A 15884-nucleotide genomic window follows, 5' to 3' on the forward strand; every position below is an offset into this window, starting at 1 on the left:
TCGCAGATTTCGGACGTTACCTCCGGTAGCGTCGTCGCGCCCTTTGCGTACCGCCGTCAGGAGCACCCCGTGAAGATCCATCTGACCAGCGTCTTCGTCGACGACCAGACCGCCGCCCTGCGCTTCTACACGGAGGTGCTGGGCTTCGTGAAGAAGTACGACGTCCCCCTCGGCCCGGACCACCGCTGGCTGACGGTCGTCTCCCCGGAGGACCCCGAGGGCACCCAGCTCCTCCTGGAGCCGTCAACCCACCCCGCGGCCCGCACATACCGCGACACGCTGGTGGCGGAGGGCATCCCGCTGGCCCAGTTCGCGGTCCCGGACGTAGAGGCGGAACACGCCCGCCTCGTGTCCCTGGGCGTCCGCTTCACGCAGCCGCCGGTGGCGGCAGGGCCGGTGACTACGGCGGTGCTGGATGACACGTGCGGGAACTTGATCCAGCTCTCGACGGAGCCGTCGTAGCCGCTGTCAGTAGGGCGGGATAGCGTCGTTCACGGAGGGGATGACATGCCGCGACCACCGATGGACCTCAGCGGGCTGCTGCCCGAGTACACCGCGCTGGCGCGGGAGACGACGCTCCTCAACCCTGCGCCGGGCGACCCGGGCCCCGGGGACAGCTCGATGGGCGGGCCCCTCCTCTGGCCGGCGGCCGAACCGTGGCCGCACTGCGCCCGGGAGGGCCACTGGACGTATGCCGACGACGGGCGGAGCCTCGAGGAGATCACCCCCGGCCGCACACCGATGGTCCCGGTCCTCCAGCTCTACGCCCGGGACGTCCCGCAGCCGGCCTTCCCCACGGGGACGGACGTGCTGCAGCTGGTGTGGTGCGCGCTCCACCACGACGACAACGAAGACGGCCCGATGATCCCGCAGCTGCACTGGCGCAACGAGGCGGAGGTCATCGCCGCCGGGACCCTCACCGACATCCCCCGGGCAACGGACTTCACCCACCCCGAAGACCTGATGCCCACGCCCTCCACCCTGACCCCGACCCCGGACATCGACTACCCGGGCTTCGACCTCCCGTACGACCTCCAACAGACCTGGGAGAAACGCCTCCACGGCGTCAACGGACTCGGCACCTGGTCCTTCGAGGACGGCTGCGCCATCGCGACCAAAGCCGGCGGCTACCCGGCCTGGACCCAACCCCCGAACTGGCCCACCTGCGTCTGCGCCCGCCGGATGGAACACCTCCTCACCATCACCGGCGACATCCAGCTGGGCGACTGCGGCGGCTTCTACGTCTTCCTCTGCCGCCACTGCCCCGACACCCCGTACGCCTACCGCTACGACTGCCACTGACCCGCCACGCGATCCCTCGCTTGCCCGCCAGTACGCTGCGACTACACCTGGGGAGGGATCGGATGGGACTCGACGCCGACCGTATGGCGCGTATCGCAGCGACGACCGAGCGAGTCCGACCGTTCTGGGAAGCCGACCACGATCCGAACCGCCTGCAGGAACGCCTCGTGGAGCTGGACTGCCACGGGCTGGACGCCTTCCTCGTGACGAAGGAACTCATGCGGTGCGACACCGGCGAGGTCCAGCTCGCGTTCTTCGGCGCTCCGTGCAGAGACGCTGAGCGCCGGTTCCACAACGCCTTCGTCGACGCACTCGAGCAAGAGGCCGATGCCGCCGAGGACCAGGCCCTCGATCCAGATCACCGGTAAGGAATCGGTCCGAGACACAGTCTCGCGAGGCGGGGAAGCCGTCGATGCATCTCCTCGGCGTCGTCGAAGTCGAAGTCTTCGCCCATGTCCGCTTCCTCGCCTACGTGTTCATCGTCGGACCGGTACTCGTCCCAGGCGTCGTAGAAGGCATCCGGGTCCCCGGTGAGACGTTCGAAGGCGCCGGCGGCCACGTAGTTCATGTCCTCGTAGAACAGGCCTCGTCGCGGTAAGCCACCACGGCAGGATGCCCGGCAAGGCTGTCCGGATCAGCGGCGGTGCGCTCGTACCACTCGCGGCCCAGGGCGATCACGCCTGCTCGGAAGTCGATGAAGCTGTCGTCGGAGCAACCGCCGCCCATGAGGTACGCGGCGGCCCACACATCCCACCGGTACAGGCCGTCATGCACCGCGTCGAACCGCGCCGCGTACGCAAGGATCTCCTGGGACGGGCGCTCGGCGAGCAGGCTCACCATCACCTCGTCGAGAGGCTTGCCGACCGTGGCTGCGGAAGCACGCGCGGTCTCGATGAGCTGCCAGAACCGATCAACGTCCATGACAGGCACCCTGCCATGCGGGTATGACACCCGGGCCGACCCGAACTCATGCCAAAGGGGCGCCCCGGACTGGAGCACCCCTTCCGATCAGCGCGTCGTCTGACCTGCCGGCGGTGGGTGTGGGATTTGAACCCACGGTGACATCGCTGCCACGACGGTTTTCAAGACCGTTCCCTTAGGCCGCTCGGGCAACCCACCCTCGCCCCGCCCGCCTGCCGCGGGGCGGGTACAGCGTACCGGCCGCCCGGGTGTCGCGGGATCCGCGGGCCAGGGGTCTGTGCGGGCGGGGTGAGCAAGGCGGGGATCCGCGCACGCCTGGGGCGCGTACTCGTCGGACGGGCGCACGAACCTGGGGCCGAGCGACACGCGCAACCGCGGGCCCGTTCCGCGCGGTCAGGTATCTGCGCAGGTCAGGGCAGTGATAGCGGGGCCGCCGACGCACGAAGTGATTGTCATAGGTGCTGCGTCGCCGTTTACCGATTCCCCGACTCGGCCAGCATGACTCCGGAAAGTAATAGATCAAGCACGGAGAGTAATTCTCCGGTCAGGGAAAGGACCGACACACATGAGTCACTTCACCCGGAAGCTCGCGGTCGCAGCCGCCGCGGTCGCCGCTCTCGCCGGCGCGGTCGCACTGCCCACCGCCCAGGCGCAGGCCGCTCCGGGGCAGGAGGAATGCTGGATGCCCGTCCTCTCCGTCTGCGCGGAGGACGTCGAGGGCAACTCGCGCCAGCTGGTCCGCCCGGAAGAGATCGTCATCCCGCCGCTCGCGAAGGCCAGGAACCAGGACCACCAGCCCTGGTGCTTCTACGGCCACCCCGGCTTCGAGAACCCGGTGGCCCAGCTGCTCCCGGGTGATGAGCAGCCGTTCGACCGGCCGGTCTTCTCCGCCAAGCCGGGGCCCTGCGAGTACTGACCGGTCCCGCTGGGCCGGCAGGCACCTCAGCCCGGCCGGCCCAGCGCCACTCCCGCCTTCGGGCGATGTGGCTAAACCGCACTCAGCAGCCGCGTCCCGTCGTGGGTCCGTACGTGCGGAGCCGCGTCGCTCAAGGCGTCCAGGAGGCGGATCGCGTACGCCTCCGTCATGCTCGCGCGGATCTCCTGCGGCGTCATCCAGGTGACGTGGGTGGACTCGGCGGACGTGGTCTCCGCGCCACCGACCGGCCGGCATCGGAACACCAGGGCGACGATGCCGCGGTGCATGTTCTTGTAGACGCCTGTCAGGCCGTCCACGGCGACATCGACGCCGGTCTCCTCACGTACTTCGCGACGGGCTCCCGCCTCGGGCGCCTCGTCGAGTTCGAGCACCCCGCCGGGCAGTTCCCATCTGCCGTTGTCGGCCCGTCGGATCACCAGGATGCGGCCGTCGTCCCGGATCACCGCGCCGGCCACCGAGACCGAGTGCAGCGGGGTGGACCTGCCAGACTGGGCGCTGGTACTCATGCACAGGAGCATAGGTGGCGGGAGGGGCAGTGGAGAGCGCAGCGGCAAAGGGCTCCGGGAACCCCCGGTACCTGCAGATCGCGGATGAGCTGGCCGAGCAGATCCGCACCCGGGTCCTCGCCCCCGACGCGAAGGTTCCGAGCGAGACCGAGCTCATGAAGCGTTACGGGGTGGCTGTGGGAACGGTCCGGCGGGCGATCGCCGAGCTGCGGATCCGCGATCTCGTCGTCACCCATCACGGACGCGGTTCGTACGTGAAGGGCCGTCCGCCCGTCCAGCGGAAGTCCTCCGACCGCTTCCGGCGAGCGCACCGCAAGGCGGGCAAGGCCGCCTACCTGGCCGAAGCCGACCGGTCCGGGGCATCTGTCCACGTGAGCGTGCTGTACGTCGGCGCCGCGGACGCTCCGCCGGACGTCGCGCAGCGACTGGGCGTCGGCGTCGGCGAGAAGGTGCTGGCGCGTCGGCGCCTGTACTTCAGCGACGGGGTTCCCACCGAGGAAGCCACGTCGTACCTGCCGTGGGACGTCGCGCAGGACATCCCTGAGCTGTTCGCCGAGAACCCCGGAGGAGGCGGGATCTACGCCCGCCTGGAGGAACACGGCCATCTGCTGGTCGAGTTCGTCGAGACGATACGAGCCCGCCTGGCCACCAAACAGGAAACCACCGCGCTCAAGCTCAGCCCCGGAGCCCCGGTGATCCACTTGGTACGCGATGCGGTGGTCGAGGGCGGGCGAGTGGTCGAGGTGTGCGACACCGTGATGGCCGGTGATCAGTTCGTTCTCGACTACAGGATCCCCGCAGTCGATTAGTACAGCCGATCCATCAACTTCCCCGAGCGTTACCGAGCTTGACTCATGCATATGAGTTGCATCACTCTTGATCCAGCTACTCATACACATGAGTGAATGAGTAGCCGGGACATGAAGTACGCCGAAGGGCCCGGTGATCCTGGAGCAGCAGGTGTTGGCCCACCTGCCGAACCCTCACCGAGCCCGCGCACCAACCCCTGCTCGAAGGAGTTCACCGATGCTCGACCACCCTAACCCCGCCTCCCGACCCCCATCCGCGCCTCCCCGCGTCACCCACGTGACCCCGCTGCGTCGCGACGCCGTCTTCGACGGGCGGGCCGAGCAGGCCGCCCTGCAGGTCGTGGTGCACGACGACGGGGGTGGCTCCAGCGAGACCGTGATGGTCTTCACCGTCGCCCAGCTCGAGCAGTCCTACGCCCAGTTCGCGCGGCTGCTCGCGGCGAGGGATGCCGTGCGCGGGGAGTGATCCCGTGGTCCCGTCCCCGCCGGGGTACTCACGATCGGCGGCGGGGACGGGACGGACCAGGGCCGGGTTACTTCTTCCCGTGCAGGCGTACGCTCGTCCGCGTCACCGTCAGGTCCGGGACGTCGGACGTGAGCTCGTACGGGCCCGAGACCGGGTGCTTCGGCATCACGTAGTCCTCCGGGACCGCCGTTTCCTCCAGGTAGGGTCAGCGCCACCGAGTGGCCGCACCCGCCGCCGACCGCCGCGACCGTGACGCCGTCGGGCGGATGGGGCCATACAGGACCAAACGGACGAAAGACATTCAGAAGCTGTACCGCGTATGCCCGAACGGCCCCTTGGCGAACGCGTACGCCGTGACCGGACGGACCTCGAACACCGGCGTCGGCCCGTGACCCGCCTCGAAGGCCCCGTCGGTCACGTCGAAGTGCCACTCCGGCCCGTATTTCGCCTCCCAGTCCGCCGCCAGTGCGCGCAGCCGGGACTCGTCGCGGACCCGGACCGCCGTCCCGTTCAGCACCAGGTCCAGGCCCTCGGCCAGCACGTTCGTCCCGGTCGTCAGCGCGACCTCGGCGTTCGCCGCCAAATTCCTGTACTTCTGCTCCGTCTCCCCCGTGCAGAAGTGCAGCGTGCCATCCCGCCAGACGGCCAGCAGCGGCGTCACATGCACGCCGCCGCCCGGGCGGATCGTCGAGAGCCAGTAGAGCTCCGCGCGCGCGAACGCGTCCGCGGCCTCCTCCCAGGGGGTCGCGGACGCGTTCTTGTCGCTGTAGCGGGCGTCCAGGTCCGTGCGTACGGGGTGGTGGGTCATGCCGTGCCCTTCCGGTCGGTCGGTCCGTCACCCGTACCGACCGAACGGAAGGGCGGAACTCATCGGTCGCCCTTGAACTCCCCCAGCGTCACCGTCACCGTGTGCTCCTTGCCGCCGCGCTCATACGTGACCTTCACCTCGTCGCCCGGGCGGTGCGTCCACAGCTGGCCGATCAGGGTCGGGCCGCTGTCGATGACCGTGTCGTCGACCTTTGTGATCACGTCGCCGGGCTTGATGCCCGCCTTGTCCGCCGGGCCGCCCGGGGTGACCGCCGCGTCCGCGCCGGAGGCGGCGTCCGTGACCCTGGCGCCCTGGCCCTGGTACGACATGTCGACCTGGACGCCGATCACCGCGTACACCGGCTCGCCCGTCTTGATGAGCGTGTCGGCGACCCAACGGGCCTGGTTGATCGGGATCGCGAAGCCCAGGCCGATGGAGCCGCCCTGGCCGCCGAACTCGCCCGAACCGGTCGTCTGGATCGCCGAGTTGATGCCGACGACCCGGCCCTGCGAGTCGAGCAGCGGACCGCCCGAGTTGCCGGGGTTGATGGACGCGTCCGTCTGGATCGCGCTCATGTACGAGTTGCTGTCGCCCTGGCCGTCGCCGGAGGCCACCGGGCGGTTCTTGGCGCTGATGATGCCCGTGGTCACCGTCCCCGAGAGGCCGAACGGGGCGCCGATCGCGATGGTCTGGTCGCCGACGTCGATCGCGGCGGAGTCGCCGAGCGGCAGCGGCGTGAGCTTGGCGTCGCCCGCGTCGGTGAGCTTGACGACCGCCACGTCGTACCCCTGGGCGCGGCCGACGACCTCGGCGTTGTACGTGCGGCCGTTGGAGAACGTCGCCGACAGCTTGCCGCCGTTCGCCGCGGAGGCCACCACGTGGTTGTTCGTGAGGATGTGGCCCTCCTTGTCGTACACGAAGCCCGTGCCCGTACCGCCCTCCTGGTCGGAGGCGCCGCGGGCCTCGATCGTGACGACCGACTGCAGGGCCTTGTCCGCGATGGCGGCCACCGAACCCGGCGGGTTCTCGATCTTCTGGCTGTCCCCGGACGTCGTGATCGGCGTCGAGCTGGTCGAGTCGTCGCCCCGCTCCGCCGCCCAGTACCCGATGCCGCCGCCGATCCCGCCGGCCAGCAGCGCCGCGGCCAGCACCGCCGCCACGACGCCGCCCATGCCGCGCTTCCCGGACGCCGGGGGCTGCCCGCCCGGCGACGAGCCCCAGCCGCCGCCCGAGCCGGATCCCGGGTCGCCCGGCCCGCCGCTGCCCCACGAGGGCTGCGCGGGGGGCGGCGGGGGCTCGGCGCTCCACCGGGAGGTGGTCGGCTCCGTAACCGTCGGAGGAGTCGCCGGCGGCTCCGTACGCCAGGACGGCTCCGCCGGGGGAACGGCCGGCGGTACGGGGTCGGCCGCGGGAGGGGCGTCCGGGGGCGGGAGGTCCGGGCGCACGGGCGTTCCGCCGTTCTCGGTGCTCACGTCTTCTCGTCTCCTTGACTCGGACCCTCGTCTGACACGGCGATGCGCCACCGCCCGGCGGCGCACCCTCCCCACGCCCAGCGTGAGGGGTACCCCTGACTCAAGGGTGTCTCACGGGACGTCAGAGGACGGTAAGGCGCACACACCCCATGAAGGGCCATCCTTTACTCCGGACATTCCGGACGCATCCGCTGACGTGCGAACGAGCGGTCCATGCCGCTCCCCGGCGCCGGGTGGCACCATTGCCCGGTGGAATCCACCGGCCCCGCCGTCATCGCCCACCGGGGCGCCTCCGAGGAGGCCCCGGAACACACCCTGGCCGCGTACCGTACCGCCATCGAGTCCGGCGCGGACGCACTCGAGTGCGATATCCGGCTCACGGCGGACGGTCATCTGGTCTGCGTCCACGACTGGCGGGTGAACCGGACGTCCAACGGCCGCGGCGCCGTGTCGAAGCTGGAGCTGGCGGATCTCAACGCGCTGGACTTCGGCTCCTGGATGAAGCAGCCGCAGAACGGCGAGTCGCCCGAGTGGGAACGTACGTCCGTACTCACCCTGGACCGGCTGCTGCGGCTGGTCGCCGAGTCACCGCGGCGGGTGGAGCTCGCCATCGAGACCAAGCACCCCACCCGCTGGGCGGGGCAGGTCGAGGAGAAGCTGGTCGAGCTGCTGCGCCGGTACGAGCTGGACCGGCCGTCCGGCGACTCCGCGGTACGGGTGATGAGCTTCTCGGCGCGCTCCCTGGCCCGGGTACGGGCGGAGCTGCCGCGGGTGCCGACGGTGTTCCTCATGCAGTTCGTCCGCCCCCGCTACCGGGACGGCTCACTGCCGGCCGGGGTGGGCGTCGCGGGCCCGAGCATGCGCTTCGTCCGCGGTCACCCCGAGTACGTGGAGCGGGTGCGCCGGGCGGGGCATCCGGTGCATGTGTGGACGGTCGACGATCCGGCGGACGTCGAGCTGTGCGCGCGGCTGGGGGTGGAGGCGATTATCACCAACCGGCCGCGGCAGGTCCTGGCCCAGCTGGGGCGATAAATGAACGCCGGGTGTACGGGGCGGCGCGGGGGCGCACAAACGGAACGCGCGGTGTCGTAAGCGCTACGTAACGCGGTCCGGTGCATTCGCTGCGTAATGGTTCGTAACGAGTACATCAAGGGATCACTTGTGGCCGGTTTCCGGCACGGACGGTGAGGGCATCTCTCCCGTGGCGTGGGGCAGAGGAGGTCTCGGGGGTGGTGACGTTCGTGATGGCACAGCATGTGCCCGCTTCCTCGGTGATGGCCGTACCCCACGGTCCCGCGGGTGTGGGGAACGCGCGACGGCGGATGCGACGGGAGCTGGCGGAGGCCGGAGCGGGGGAGACCGCGGTCGACGACGCGGTGCTCGTCCTGTCGGAGCTGCTGAGCAATTCCTGTCGGCACGCCCGGCCGCTGGCCGGGGGCGGGACCAGTGAGGTACGGGCGTCCTGGGCGCTGGATTCACGGGGGCTGATCACGGTGGCGGTGACGGACGGGGGTGGTCCGACCAGACCGCTCCCGGCGACTCCGTCGGTCACCGCGCACGGCGGCCGGGGGCTGGCGATCATCAGACGGCTGTCGAAGGACTGGGGGGTCAGGGACCGCTGCGGCGAGGTGACGGTATGGGCGACGCTGCCGCGGCAGGCGTCGGCGATGCACGTGGTCGGTACGGCCGAACGCGACGCGTCCTAGGGGCCGCAGGGGGCGAGGGGGCCCGACCGGCTAGGCTCGCGCGCACAGGAGCCGACGATCCGGGAGACCGACGACACCATGGCCAAGAAGCGCCGTCCGCAGACCACGGCAGCAAGCAGCCGGCCGCAGCTCAGCGACGGGGAGATCCCCGTCGTCGGCGCCCGTGAGCCCTGCCCGTGCGGCTCCGGCCGCCGGTACAAGGCGTGTCACGGCCGCGCCGCCCAGAGCGCCGCGACCGAGCTGGTGCGCCGCCCGTTCGAGGGCCTGCCCGGCGAATGCGACTGGGTCGCCCTGCGCGAGCTGGTCCCGGCCGGTACGGCCGAACTGACGCTGAAGGACGGCCTGCCCGAGGGCGTCCCCTCGGTGACCCTGGCCACCGTGCTGCCGATGGCGTGGCCGGCGCTGCGCCGCGACAACGGGGCGGTGCTGCTGGGCCTGCAGAACGACACGGCGACGGGGGACATCAGCCGCGATCTGGCGGCGGTCCTCTCCCGCGCGCTGACGGTCGAGCCGGGCACTCCGGTGGAGGGCGTGGCGGGCGCGGTGGACGGGCCGCGGCTGCAGGATCTCCTCGACACCGGCGCGCCGTTCGAGCCGGTGGTCCACAGCGGGTTCGAGTTCTGGATCGAGGAGGCGGAGTCCGCCACCGGCGAGGTCGCCGCGTCCCTGGAGCGGGCGAACGCCGCCGCGCTGCCGACCGTACGGCTGACGGGCGTGGACTCGGCGTACTGGTGCGAGACACCGGAGAAGAACCATCTGCGGTGGGTCATGCCGCAGGACGAGGACCGGCTGCTGGACGCCCTGGCGCGGCTGCACGCGGCGGGCACGTCGACGCTGGGCGAGGGGACCCGGCTGGTCGGTTCGTTCCGCGCGCACGGTCTGCTGGTGCCCGTGTGGGACCTGCCGTCGTCGATGGGCGCCGAGGACTGCGAGAAGCCGGCGGCCGCTTTCGCGGAGCGTCTTCAGGACGCGCTCGCGAAGACCGGACCCCTCACCGCCGAAGAGCGCGGGGCGCGCGGCGGGTTGACGAACCGGCAGGTCACTCTGAGCTGACGGCCGGACACGGACCGGCGTACCGGTCGGTATGGCCTTCGTCACTCCGGTCCAGAATCGCGCGATCCAATTTGCATGACGCCGATTCCTTGTTACCTTCGCTTGTAGCCCGGTCGCTGGTGCATCCCCCGTCGCCAGCGACCGGGTTCTTCCATGCCCGGTACGGGAAGGCCCTGCGTCAGCGTCCGCCCGGCTCCGAGGGCCGCAAGGCCGCCCCCGCCGCGACGAGTTCACCGATCACCGAACCGATCCCCGGCAGCCACGGCGCACCGCCGTCGGCGCCCGCGCCCGGCGGCCGCTCCCAGCGCACGCGCCGCGCGCCCGCGCCGTTCGTCGCCACCGTCCCCGGCAGCGCGAGATAACCGCCCTCGCCGTGGAAGCGCAGGGTGGGCGGCACCCACTCCAGCTCGTTCAGCAACTCGCCCAGTTCGGCGAGGCTGTACGGGGCGACCAGCAGCGCCCACCGGTCCGGCGTGGCGACCACCGGCCCCGTACGCACCCCGAGTTCGTCGAGCCGGCGCAGCGCGCGCACCCCGGCCACGGCCGGCAGGCTGACGGCGCTCGGGCCGCGCCCGCCCGTCGCCAGCACGACGGGGGCGTCGGGCCGCCGCTCCCACCACCAGGCGACCATCCGGGCGTCGGTCGTCGAGGCGAGCAGCGGCGGCTCGAACGGATGCGCGCCCGGCTGGGCGCAATCGGGCGCCGGGCAGCCGCAGCGGACGTCGCGCCCGGCGCGTCGGACCGGGGCGCCGACAGTGCGGTCCCGGGCGGGGGCCAGCCCCGCACCGGGCAGAATCGGCCAGCCGAAGACCGTGGCGTAGCCGAGGGCCGTTGCCGGCAGCGCGGGTGTCGCACTCCGAGGGAGCCGGAGCCTGCGCCGCATTCGCTTTCCGGGGGTTTCGCGCATGGCGCTCAGCCTCCTCGATCGATCCCGCGAAACTTGGATACAGGCGGTGCCGCCTTGTACGTGACTGGACTGCCGGCCTGGACGTGCTCCGTGCGTGGTCAACGTGCGTGTACGAACCTGTACGTGCTGACTGACGAGCATGCTGCAGGTACTGCATGGCGCGGGGGTGGCGCGCGGACAGCGCGCGGGACTCCCTGCCGCCCTCCCCCCGGAGGAGCGGTGCAGGGGTCTCACCGTTCTACGAGTATGACGCTCCGCAGGCCCATTGGGTTCCGAACGGACCGTTCAACCTCATGTCCAGCAGACCGCAATCCACCCGACGGCGGGGCGCTTTTCAGCCAATCCCATACGTGTCCCCCGACCGCTCCAGACTCGCTCTGACGCACGTCGACAACACTGGACATCGCATCACCAGAACGTGTAAATGTGGACACATTGCCAGCGGGGCAGCTTGCTGCACTCTTCTCCAGGCACGGGGGTACGTCGTGACACCGTCCAGCGAACAGCACCGGTCGGCGGAGACATCCGCCCCCCGCGTCCCAGGACGCGTTCCGTGAGCACCCCACCCCTGCCGAATGTGGCCGGAATTGAACTGCCGCGAGCGGCCTCGGCCCCTCCGTCCGTCTCCGTGGACCCGGACCAGGGCGGCGTCACACGCGCCGATCTGACCGCCTGGGTCTCCGATCTGACGACGCTGCACGAGCTCACCTCGCACCTCTTCCGGGCCGGTTCCCTCGACGACGCGCTGCGCGAGGTGCTGCGCGCCGGCGCGCTGCTGACGGGCGCCCGGCGCGGGCTGCTCGTCCTGCACCCCGCCGACGGGCTCGGCCCCATCGCGCACGTCGGACTCGGCCTCAGCCGCTCCGAGCTGGGCGCCATCGAGACGATCCCGCGCCACTCCTCGTCCTGCGGCCGCCTCATCGACGCCCCCGGCCGGCCCGCGCCGGAGATCGTGCACCCCGATCTGGCGCACGAGACCGGCCTCGACCCGCGCCACCGCGAGGTCGCCGCGCGCCTGGGCTGCGCCGCCAGCTACGCCGTACCGCTGCTCACCCGGGCCGGGGCGCTGCTGGGCGCCGTCGTCTGGCTGTACGACGAACCGGCCGTCCCCTCGGACGCCCGCCGTCAGCTGATGGCGCTGTATATCGGCCAGGCGTGCGAGAGCGTCGCTCGGCGCGTCGAGCTGGCGCGCGCCCAGCACGCGCTGGCCCTGCTGCGCGAGGGCCTGCTGCCGTCCCGGCTGCCGCAGGTCCCGGGCGCCCGGCTGGCGGTACGGCACCGCACCGGCCCGCGCGGCGGCGGCGACTGGTACGACGTCATGCCGCTGCCCGACGGGGCGCTGGGCCTGGCGCTCGGCTCCGTGACCGGGCAGGGCGCGACGGCGGTGGCCGCCATGGGACGGCTGCGGGCCTCCCTGCGGGCGTACGCGGTGATGGAGGGCGAGGACCCGGTGGCCGTGCTCTCCGACCTGGAGCTGCTGCTGCGCCAGACCGAGGGCCGGCGCACCGCCACGGCGCTCTTCGCGCACGTCGAGCCCGGCGGCCGGCGCCTGGTGCTGGCCGGCGCGGGGCACTGCCCGCCGCTGATCACGGGGGACTACCGGACGGAGTACGCCGAGACCACGCTCTCCGCGCCGCTGGGGATGCTGTCGTGCTGGGAGGCGCCCAGCGTCGACATCGAACCGGCGCCCGGCGAAACGGTCCTGCTGTACACCGACGGCCTCCTGCACCGCACCGGCGAACCGCTGGAACGCGCCCTGGCCCGCCTCCACCGCGCCGCCTCGGGCACCCCCCCGGCCCTGCGCCGGGACCCCCAGCTGCTCGCCGACCACGTCCTGCGGACGATGCTCCCGGACGGCCGCGCGGACGACCAGGACCATCCGGAGGACGTGATTCTGCTCGCCGTACAGCTCACCAACGGATAAACGCCGAGGTCCCCGGGCTCCTGCCGGGACGAGTACGCCCATACGATGGAGGGTGGCCGTAATGCGAACCAGGAGGCACCCGTGACGGAGCGGACGACCGAGGACCAGGCCCACGAGGCCGCGGAGCTCGAGGCCCCGGAGACAACCGAGGGCGAGCAGACCGAGGCGATAAAGCAGCGGAAGAACGGGCTGTATCCCGGCGTGTCCGACGAGCTCGCCGAGAACATGAAGCAGGGCTGGGCCGACACCGAGCGCCACGACCTCGAGCCCGTCGCGCAGGCGGCGCACGCCGCGCGCCGGCGCGCCGCCCTGTCCGCCGCCTTCCCGGGCGACCGCCTGGTGATCCCGGCCGGCAATCTGAAGGTCCGGGCCAACGACACCGACTACCCGTTCCGCCCCTCCTCCGACTACGCGTACCTCACCGGCGACGCCACCGAGGACGGCGTACTCGTCCTGGAGCCCACGGAGAACGGCCACGACGCCACCGCGTACCTGCTGCCGCGCTCCGACCGGGAGAACGGCGAGTTCTGGCTCTCCGGCCAGGGCGAGCTGTGGGTCGGCCGGCGCAACAGCCTCACCGAGAACGAGCGGCTGCTGGGCCTGGCCGTGAAGGACGTCCGCGAGCTCGCCGGCGCGCTGAAGGAGGCCACCGGCCCCGTCCGGCTGCTGCGCGGCTACGACGCCGGCATCGAGGCGGCGCTGGCCGACAAGGTGACCGCCGAGCGCGACGAGGAGTTCCGCGTCTTCCTCTCCGAGCAGCGCCGGGTGAAGGACGACTGGGAGATCGCCGAGCTGCGCTTCGCCTGCGAGGCCACCGGCCGCGGCTTCGAGGACGTCGTCAAGGTGCTCGACAAGGCCGAGGCGACCAGCGAACGCTTCATCGAAGGAACGTTCTTCCTGCGCGCCCGCGTGGAGGGCAACGACGTCGGCTACGGCTCGATCTGCGCGTCGGGCCCGCATGCCACGACCCTGCACTGGGTACGCAACGACGGCGCCGTCCGCTCCGGCGACCTGCTCCTGCTCGACGCCGGCGTGGAGACCCGTCACTTCTACACCGCCGACGTCACCCGCACCCTGCCGGTCGGCGGCCGGTTCACGCCCGTCCAGCGCAAGGTGTACGACGCGGTGTACGACGCGCAGGAGGCGGGCATCGCGGCCGTCGTGCCCGGCGCCCCGTACCGGGCGTTCCACGACGCCGCGCAGCGGGTGCTGACCGAGCGGCTGGTGTCCTGGGGGCTGCTGGGCGACCTGGACGTGGAGAAGGTCCTGGAGCTCGGCCTGCAGCGCCGCTGGACGCTCCACGGCACCGGCCACATGCTGGGCCTGGACGTGCACGACTGCGCCGCCGCGCGCACCGAGTTCTACGTCAACGGCGATCTCGAGCCGGGCGTCGTGCTGACCGTGGAGCCGGGGCTGTACTTCCAGTCCGACGATCTGACGGTGCCGGAGGAGTACCGGGGCATCGGCGTGCGGATCGAGGACGACATCCTCGTCACCGAGGACGGCAACGAGAACCTGTCCGCCGGGCTGCCGCGGCAGGCGGACGAGGTCGAGGCGTGGATGGCGGGGCTCAAGGGCTGATCCGCGGGGCGCCCCCCGTTCTCCGGCGGGGGGCGCCCGACGCCTCGGGGGCGGCCGGTCCCCCGCCCGGCAGGAGCCCCAGCGCGGCCACCGCGGCGGCCGAGGCGCAGGCGGGCACGGCGTAGCTGCCGCCCGCCTCCCCCGCCAGGTGCCCGAGCGCCACGGACGCCCCGAAGGCGGCCACCAGCCATGTGTTGGCCTCGGTCCGCCGCCCCGGCGGGGCCAGCTCGTCCACCAGCCGGTACGCGACCGTGAGCAGCGGGATGAAGCAGACCCCCGGCAACGCCACGAGGGCCACCGCCGCCACCGGCGCCGGGTCCAGCACCGGCAGCGGCACCCAGGCCACGGCGAACGCCCCGGTCAGCCAGAGCATCCGGCGGTGGTTCTCCCCGCCCGGCAGACACCGCCGGTGCTTGCCGCCCGGCCGCGAGCGCCGGTGGTACACCGCCCCGCCGACGATGCCGGCGCCGGACAGCGTCATCGGCAGCGCCGCCGCCAGCCAGTCCGCGTCGTGCCGTACCGCCGCCGCGAGGGCGGCCACGTTCAGCGCGCCCAGCGCGCCGCCGATGCACAGCAGCGCCAGCAGCAGCCGCCGTATCCCCGGCGACCCCAGCGGCCCGTACCGCCACCCCCGCGCCTGCGCGGACCGAGGCACCGGACGCCACCGGCGCGACGGCCACGAACTGGCCAGCCACACCGCGCCGACCAGCCCGAACAGCGCCGTCGACAAGAGCGCGGCCTGCGGAAACAGCAGGGCGGCGGTCAGCTGCACCAGCCCCGGCCCGAGCGCGTACACCAGCTCCTGCAGCGAGGCGTCGAGGGCGTACGCGGCCTCCAGCCGGGACGGCGGCACCGTGGCCCGCAGCAGCACCCGCAGGCAGGCCTCCAGCGGCGGACTGGCCGCGCCGGCCGCCGCGGCCAGCAGCAGCCCCGGCCAGCTCCCCGTACCGACGAGGGCGAGCGCGGTCAGCACGCACGCGGCGGCCACCGAACCGCCGACGAGCGGCCCGTACTGCCCCCGCCGGTCCGCGAGCCGCCCGAGCAGCGGCTGCCCGACGGCCGCCGCCAGCCCGTACGCGGTGGCCAGCTGACCGCCGCGCGCCAGATCGCCCCCGTCCGCGGTGGCGGCCAGCAGCAGCGCCAGGGGCGCCATCCCGCACGGCAGCCGGCCCAGATGCGTGGCGACGAAGAGCGCCGGGACCGGCCGCCGCAGCAACCGGGGCGGCGGATCCGTCCCGCCGCTCCCGGGTAACGGATCCGCCCCCGCCGTACGGACATCGTTGTCCTGAGACATGGGGGAGCCCCTCCCGCTGATCGGTGAATTCGGCATGACGCGGGAGGGCCGGCTCCCCTCGGCTGCCCTGCGTCATGATGCGGGGAGGCGCTTTCTCCGCGCTTTCCTCCGCGCTTTCCTCCGCGCTTCGCGGAGGGCCGGATCGCCCTACCGGGTGAGGGAGTTGTCCACAGTCGGCTACTTGTCCACCATTCGTCC

General features: G+C 72.1%; 18 protein-coding genes and 1 tRNA gene. 11 read left to right on the forward strand and 8 right to left on the reverse strand.

Going from position 1 to position 15884, the window contains the following annotated elements:
* Positions 1 to 69 precede the first annotated feature (69 nt).
* From SRB5_RS19875 to SRB5_RS19885, 3 genes are all read left to right on the forward strand, one after another.
* Positions 70 to 462, forward strand: a complete 393-nt coding sequence (locus SRB5_RS19875) for a VOC family protein (protein ID WP_323378170.1) — start codon at positions 70 to 72, stop codon at positions 460 to 462.
* Between the two features lie 45 nt (positions 463 to 507).
* A complete protein-coding gene (locus SRB5_RS19880; protein WP_194292968.1) occupies positions 508 to 1302 on the forward strand; it encodes a hypothetical protein in 795 nt (264 codons plus the stop codon).
* Between the two features lie 62 nt (positions 1303 to 1364).
* Positions 1365 to 1670, forward strand: coding sequence for a hypothetical protein (locus SRB5_RS19885; RefSeq protein WP_153453868.1), 306 nt, complete (start codon positions 1365 to 1367; stop codon positions 1668 to 1670).
* Here the strand turns inward: SRB5_RS19885 and SRB5_RS36595 are convergent.
* The 3 genes from SRB5_RS36595 to SRB5_RS19895 all read right to left on the reverse strand — a co-directional run bounded on the left by SRB5_RS36595 (position 1661) and on the right by SRB5_RS19895 (position 2421).
* Positions 1661 to 1870, reverse strand: a complete 210-nt coding sequence (locus SRB5_RS36595; protein WP_228390221.1) for a hypothetical protein — start codon at positions 1868 to 1870, stop codon at positions 1661 to 1663. The genes SRB5_RS19885 and SRB5_RS36595 overlap by 10 nt on opposite strands.
* Positions 1867 to 2223, reverse strand: coding sequence for a DUF4240 domain-containing protein (locus SRB5_RS36600; protein WP_228390223.1), 357 nt, complete (start codon positions 2221 to 2223; stop codon positions 1867 to 1869). The genes SRB5_RS36595 and SRB5_RS36600 overlap by 4 nt, the downstream gene beginning before the upstream one ends.
* A gap of 111 nt (positions 2224 to 2334) precedes the next feature.
* Positions 2335 to 2421: transfer RNA gene (locus tag SRB5_RS19895), tRNA-Ser, on the reverse strand.
* A 367-nt stretch (positions 2422 to 2788) separates the two neighbouring features.
* Here SRB5_RS19895 and SRB5_RS19900 point away from each other — a divergent pair.
* Entirely contained in the window at positions 2789 to 3139 is a 351-nt protein-coding gene (locus SRB5_RS19900) for a hypothetical protein (RefSeq protein WP_153453870.1), read from the forward strand.
* Between the two features lie 71 nt (positions 3140 to 3210).
* Here SRB5_RS19900 and SRB5_RS19905 read toward each other — a convergent pair whose 3' ends face one another.
* Positions 3211 to 3678 (reverse strand): NUDIX hydrolase, encoded by a 468-nt coding sequence (locus SRB5_RS19905; RefSeq protein WP_153453872.1) that lies wholly within the window; start codon positions 3676 to 3678, stop codon positions 3211 to 3213.
* A gap of 59 nt (positions 3679 to 3737) precedes the next feature.
* On the opposite strand from SRB5_RS19905, the gene SRB5_RS19910 reads away from it, so the two are divergent.
* Positions 3738 to 4475 carry a GntR family transcriptional regulator gene (locus tag SRB5_RS19910; protein WP_153453958.1) on the forward strand — a complete coding sequence of 246 codons (738 nt, stop codon included), beginning with the start codon at positions 3738 to 3740 and terminating at the stop codon, positions 4473 to 4475.
* A 217-nt stretch (positions 4476 to 4692) separates the two neighbouring features.
* Positions 4693 to 4941: a hypothetical protein gene (locus SRB5_RS19915; protein ID WP_153453874.1), complete on the forward strand. Its 249-nt coding sequence runs from the start codon at positions 4693 to 4695 to the stop codon at positions 4939 to 4941.
* A gap of 301 nt (positions 4942 to 5242) precedes the next feature.
* Here SRB5_RS19915 and SRB5_RS19920 read toward each other — a convergent pair whose 3' ends face one another.
* Complete coding sequence (locus tag SRB5_RS19920) at positions 5243 to 5749, reverse strand: pyridoxamine 5'-phosphate oxidase family protein (RefSeq protein ID WP_153453876.1); 507 nt, start codon at positions 5747 to 5749, stop codon at positions 5243 to 5245.
* Positions 5750 to 5808: 59 nt separating this feature from the next.
* The gene (locus SRB5_RS19925) at positions 5809 to 7221 is read right to left on the reverse strand and encodes a S1C family serine protease (RefSeq protein WP_323378171.1); all 1413 of its coding nucleotides are present in this window, start codon (positions 7219 to 7221) and stop codon (positions 5809 to 5811) included.
* A gap of 213 nt (positions 7222 to 7434) precedes the next feature.
* Between SRB5_RS19925 and SRB5_RS19930 the strand changes: the two genes are divergently transcribed.
* The 3 genes from SRB5_RS19930 to SRB5_RS19940 all read left to right on the forward strand — a co-directional run bounded on the left by SRB5_RS19930 (position 7435) and on the right by SRB5_RS19940 (position 9980).
* Positions 7435 to 8253, forward strand: coding sequence for a glycerophosphodiester phosphodiesterase (locus SRB5_RS19930; protein WP_153453880.1), 819 nt, complete (start codon positions 7435 to 7437; stop codon positions 8251 to 8253).
* Positions 8254 to 8375: 122 nt separating this feature from the next.
* Positions 8376 to 8927, forward strand: a complete 552-nt coding sequence (locus SRB5_RS19935) for an ATP-binding protein (RefSeq protein WP_407703944.1) — start codon at positions 8376 to 8378, stop codon at positions 8925 to 8927.
* A gap of 78 nt (positions 8928 to 9005) precedes the next feature.
* The gene (locus SRB5_RS19940) at positions 9006 to 9980 is read left to right on the forward strand and encodes a DUF5926 family protein (RefSeq protein ID WP_153453882.1); all 975 of its coding nucleotides are present in this window, start codon (positions 9006 to 9008) and stop codon (positions 9978 to 9980) included.
* A gap of 178 nt (positions 9981 to 10158) precedes the next feature.
* On the opposite strand, the gene SRB5_RS19945 is transcribed toward SRB5_RS19940, so the two are convergent.
* The gene (locus SRB5_RS19945) at positions 10159 to 10887 is read right to left on the reverse strand and encodes a bifunctional DNA primase/polymerase (protein WP_153453884.1); all 729 of its coding nucleotides are present in this window, start codon (positions 10885 to 10887) and stop codon (positions 10159 to 10161) included.
* A 553-nt stretch (positions 10888 to 11440) separates the two neighbouring features.
* On the opposite strand from SRB5_RS19945, the gene SRB5_RS19950 reads away from it, so the two are divergent.
* Both SRB5_RS19950 and SRB5_RS19955 read left to right on the forward strand, forming a co-directional pair.
* Positions 11441 to 12811, forward strand: coding sequence for a PP2C family protein-serine/threonine phosphatase (locus SRB5_RS19950; RefSeq protein ID WP_323378173.1), 1371 nt, complete (start codon positions 11441 to 11443; stop codon positions 12809 to 12811).
* 45 nt (positions 12812 to 12856) lie between these two features.
* Positions 12857 to 14392, forward strand: a complete 1536-nt coding sequence (locus SRB5_RS19955) for an aminopeptidase P family protein (RefSeq protein WP_153453888.1) — start codon at positions 12857 to 12859, stop codon at positions 14390 to 14392.
* Here the strand turns inward: SRB5_RS19955 and SRB5_RS19960 are convergent.
* Positions 14382 to 15686 (reverse strand): MFS transporter, encoded by a 1305-nt coding sequence (locus tag SRB5_RS19960; protein ID WP_194292969.1) that lies wholly within the window; start codon positions 15684 to 15686, stop codon positions 14382 to 14384. The genes SRB5_RS19955 and SRB5_RS19960 overlap by 11 nt on opposite strands.
* Positions 15687 to 15884 lie beyond the last annotated feature (198 nt).

It is taken from the genome of Streptomyces smaragdinus, from assembly GCF_009604385.1.
GTDB lineage: Bacteria > Actinomycetota > Actinomycetes > Streptomycetales > Streptomycetaceae > Streptomyces > Streptomyces smaragdinus.

What these genes read in the sequence shown, in the direction of transcription:
- SRB5_RS19880 (WP_194292968.1), top strand. Translation starts at nt 508, where the DNA reads ATGCCGCGACCACCGATGGACCTCAGCGGGCTGCTGCCCGAGTACACC.
- SRB5_RS19885 (WP_153453868.1), top strand. Translation starts at nt 1,365, where the DNA reads ATGGGACTCGACGCCGACCGTATGGCGCGTATCGCAGCGACGACCGAG.
- SRB5_RS36595 (WP_228390221.1), bottom strand. Translation starts at nt 1,870, where the DNA reads ATGAACTACGTGGCCGCCGGCGCCTTCGAACGTCTCACCGGGGACCCG.
- SRB5_RS36600 (WP_228390223.1), bottom strand. Translation starts at nt 2,223, where the DNA reads ATGGACGTTGATCGGTTCTGGCAGCTCATCGAGACCGCGCGTGCTTCC.
- SRB5_RS19900 (WP_153453870.1), top strand. Translation starts at nt 2,789, where the DNA reads ATGAGTCACTTCACCCGGAAGCTCGCGGTCGCAGCCGCCGCGGTCGCC.
- SRB5_RS19905 (WP_153453872.1), bottom strand. Translation starts at nt 3,678, where the DNA reads ATGCTCCTGTGCATGAGTACCAGCGCCCAGTCTGGCAGGTCCACCCCG.
- SRB5_RS19915 (WP_153453874.1), top strand. Translation starts at nt 4,693, where the DNA reads ATGCTCGACCACCCTAACCCCGCCTCCCGACCCCCATCCGCGCCTCCC.
- SRB5_RS19920 (WP_153453876.1), bottom strand. Translation starts at nt 5,749, where the DNA reads ATGACCCACCACCCCGTACGCACGGACCTGGACGCCCGCTACAGCGAC.
- SRB5_RS19930 (WP_153453880.1), top strand. Translation starts at nt 7,435, where the DNA reads ATGCCGCTCCCCGGCGCCGGGTGGCACCATTGCCCGGTGGAATCCACC.
- SRB5_RS19940 (WP_153453882.1), top strand. Translation starts at nt 9,006, where the DNA reads ATGGCCAAGAAGCGCCGTCCGCAGACCACGGCAGCAAGCAGCCGGCCG.
- SRB5_RS19945 (WP_153453884.1), bottom strand. Translation starts at nt 10,887, where the DNA reads ATGCGCGAAACCCCCGGAAAGCGAATGCGGCGCAGGCTCCGGCTCCCT.
- SRB5_RS19955 (WP_153453888.1), top strand. Translation starts at nt 12,857, where the DNA reads ATGGAGGGTGGCCGTAATGCGAACCAGGAGGCACCCGTGACGGAGCGG.
- SRB5_RS19960 (WP_194292969.1), bottom strand. Translation starts at nt 15,686, where the DNA reads ATGTCTCAGGACAACGATGTCCGTACGGCGGGGGCGGATCCGTTACCC.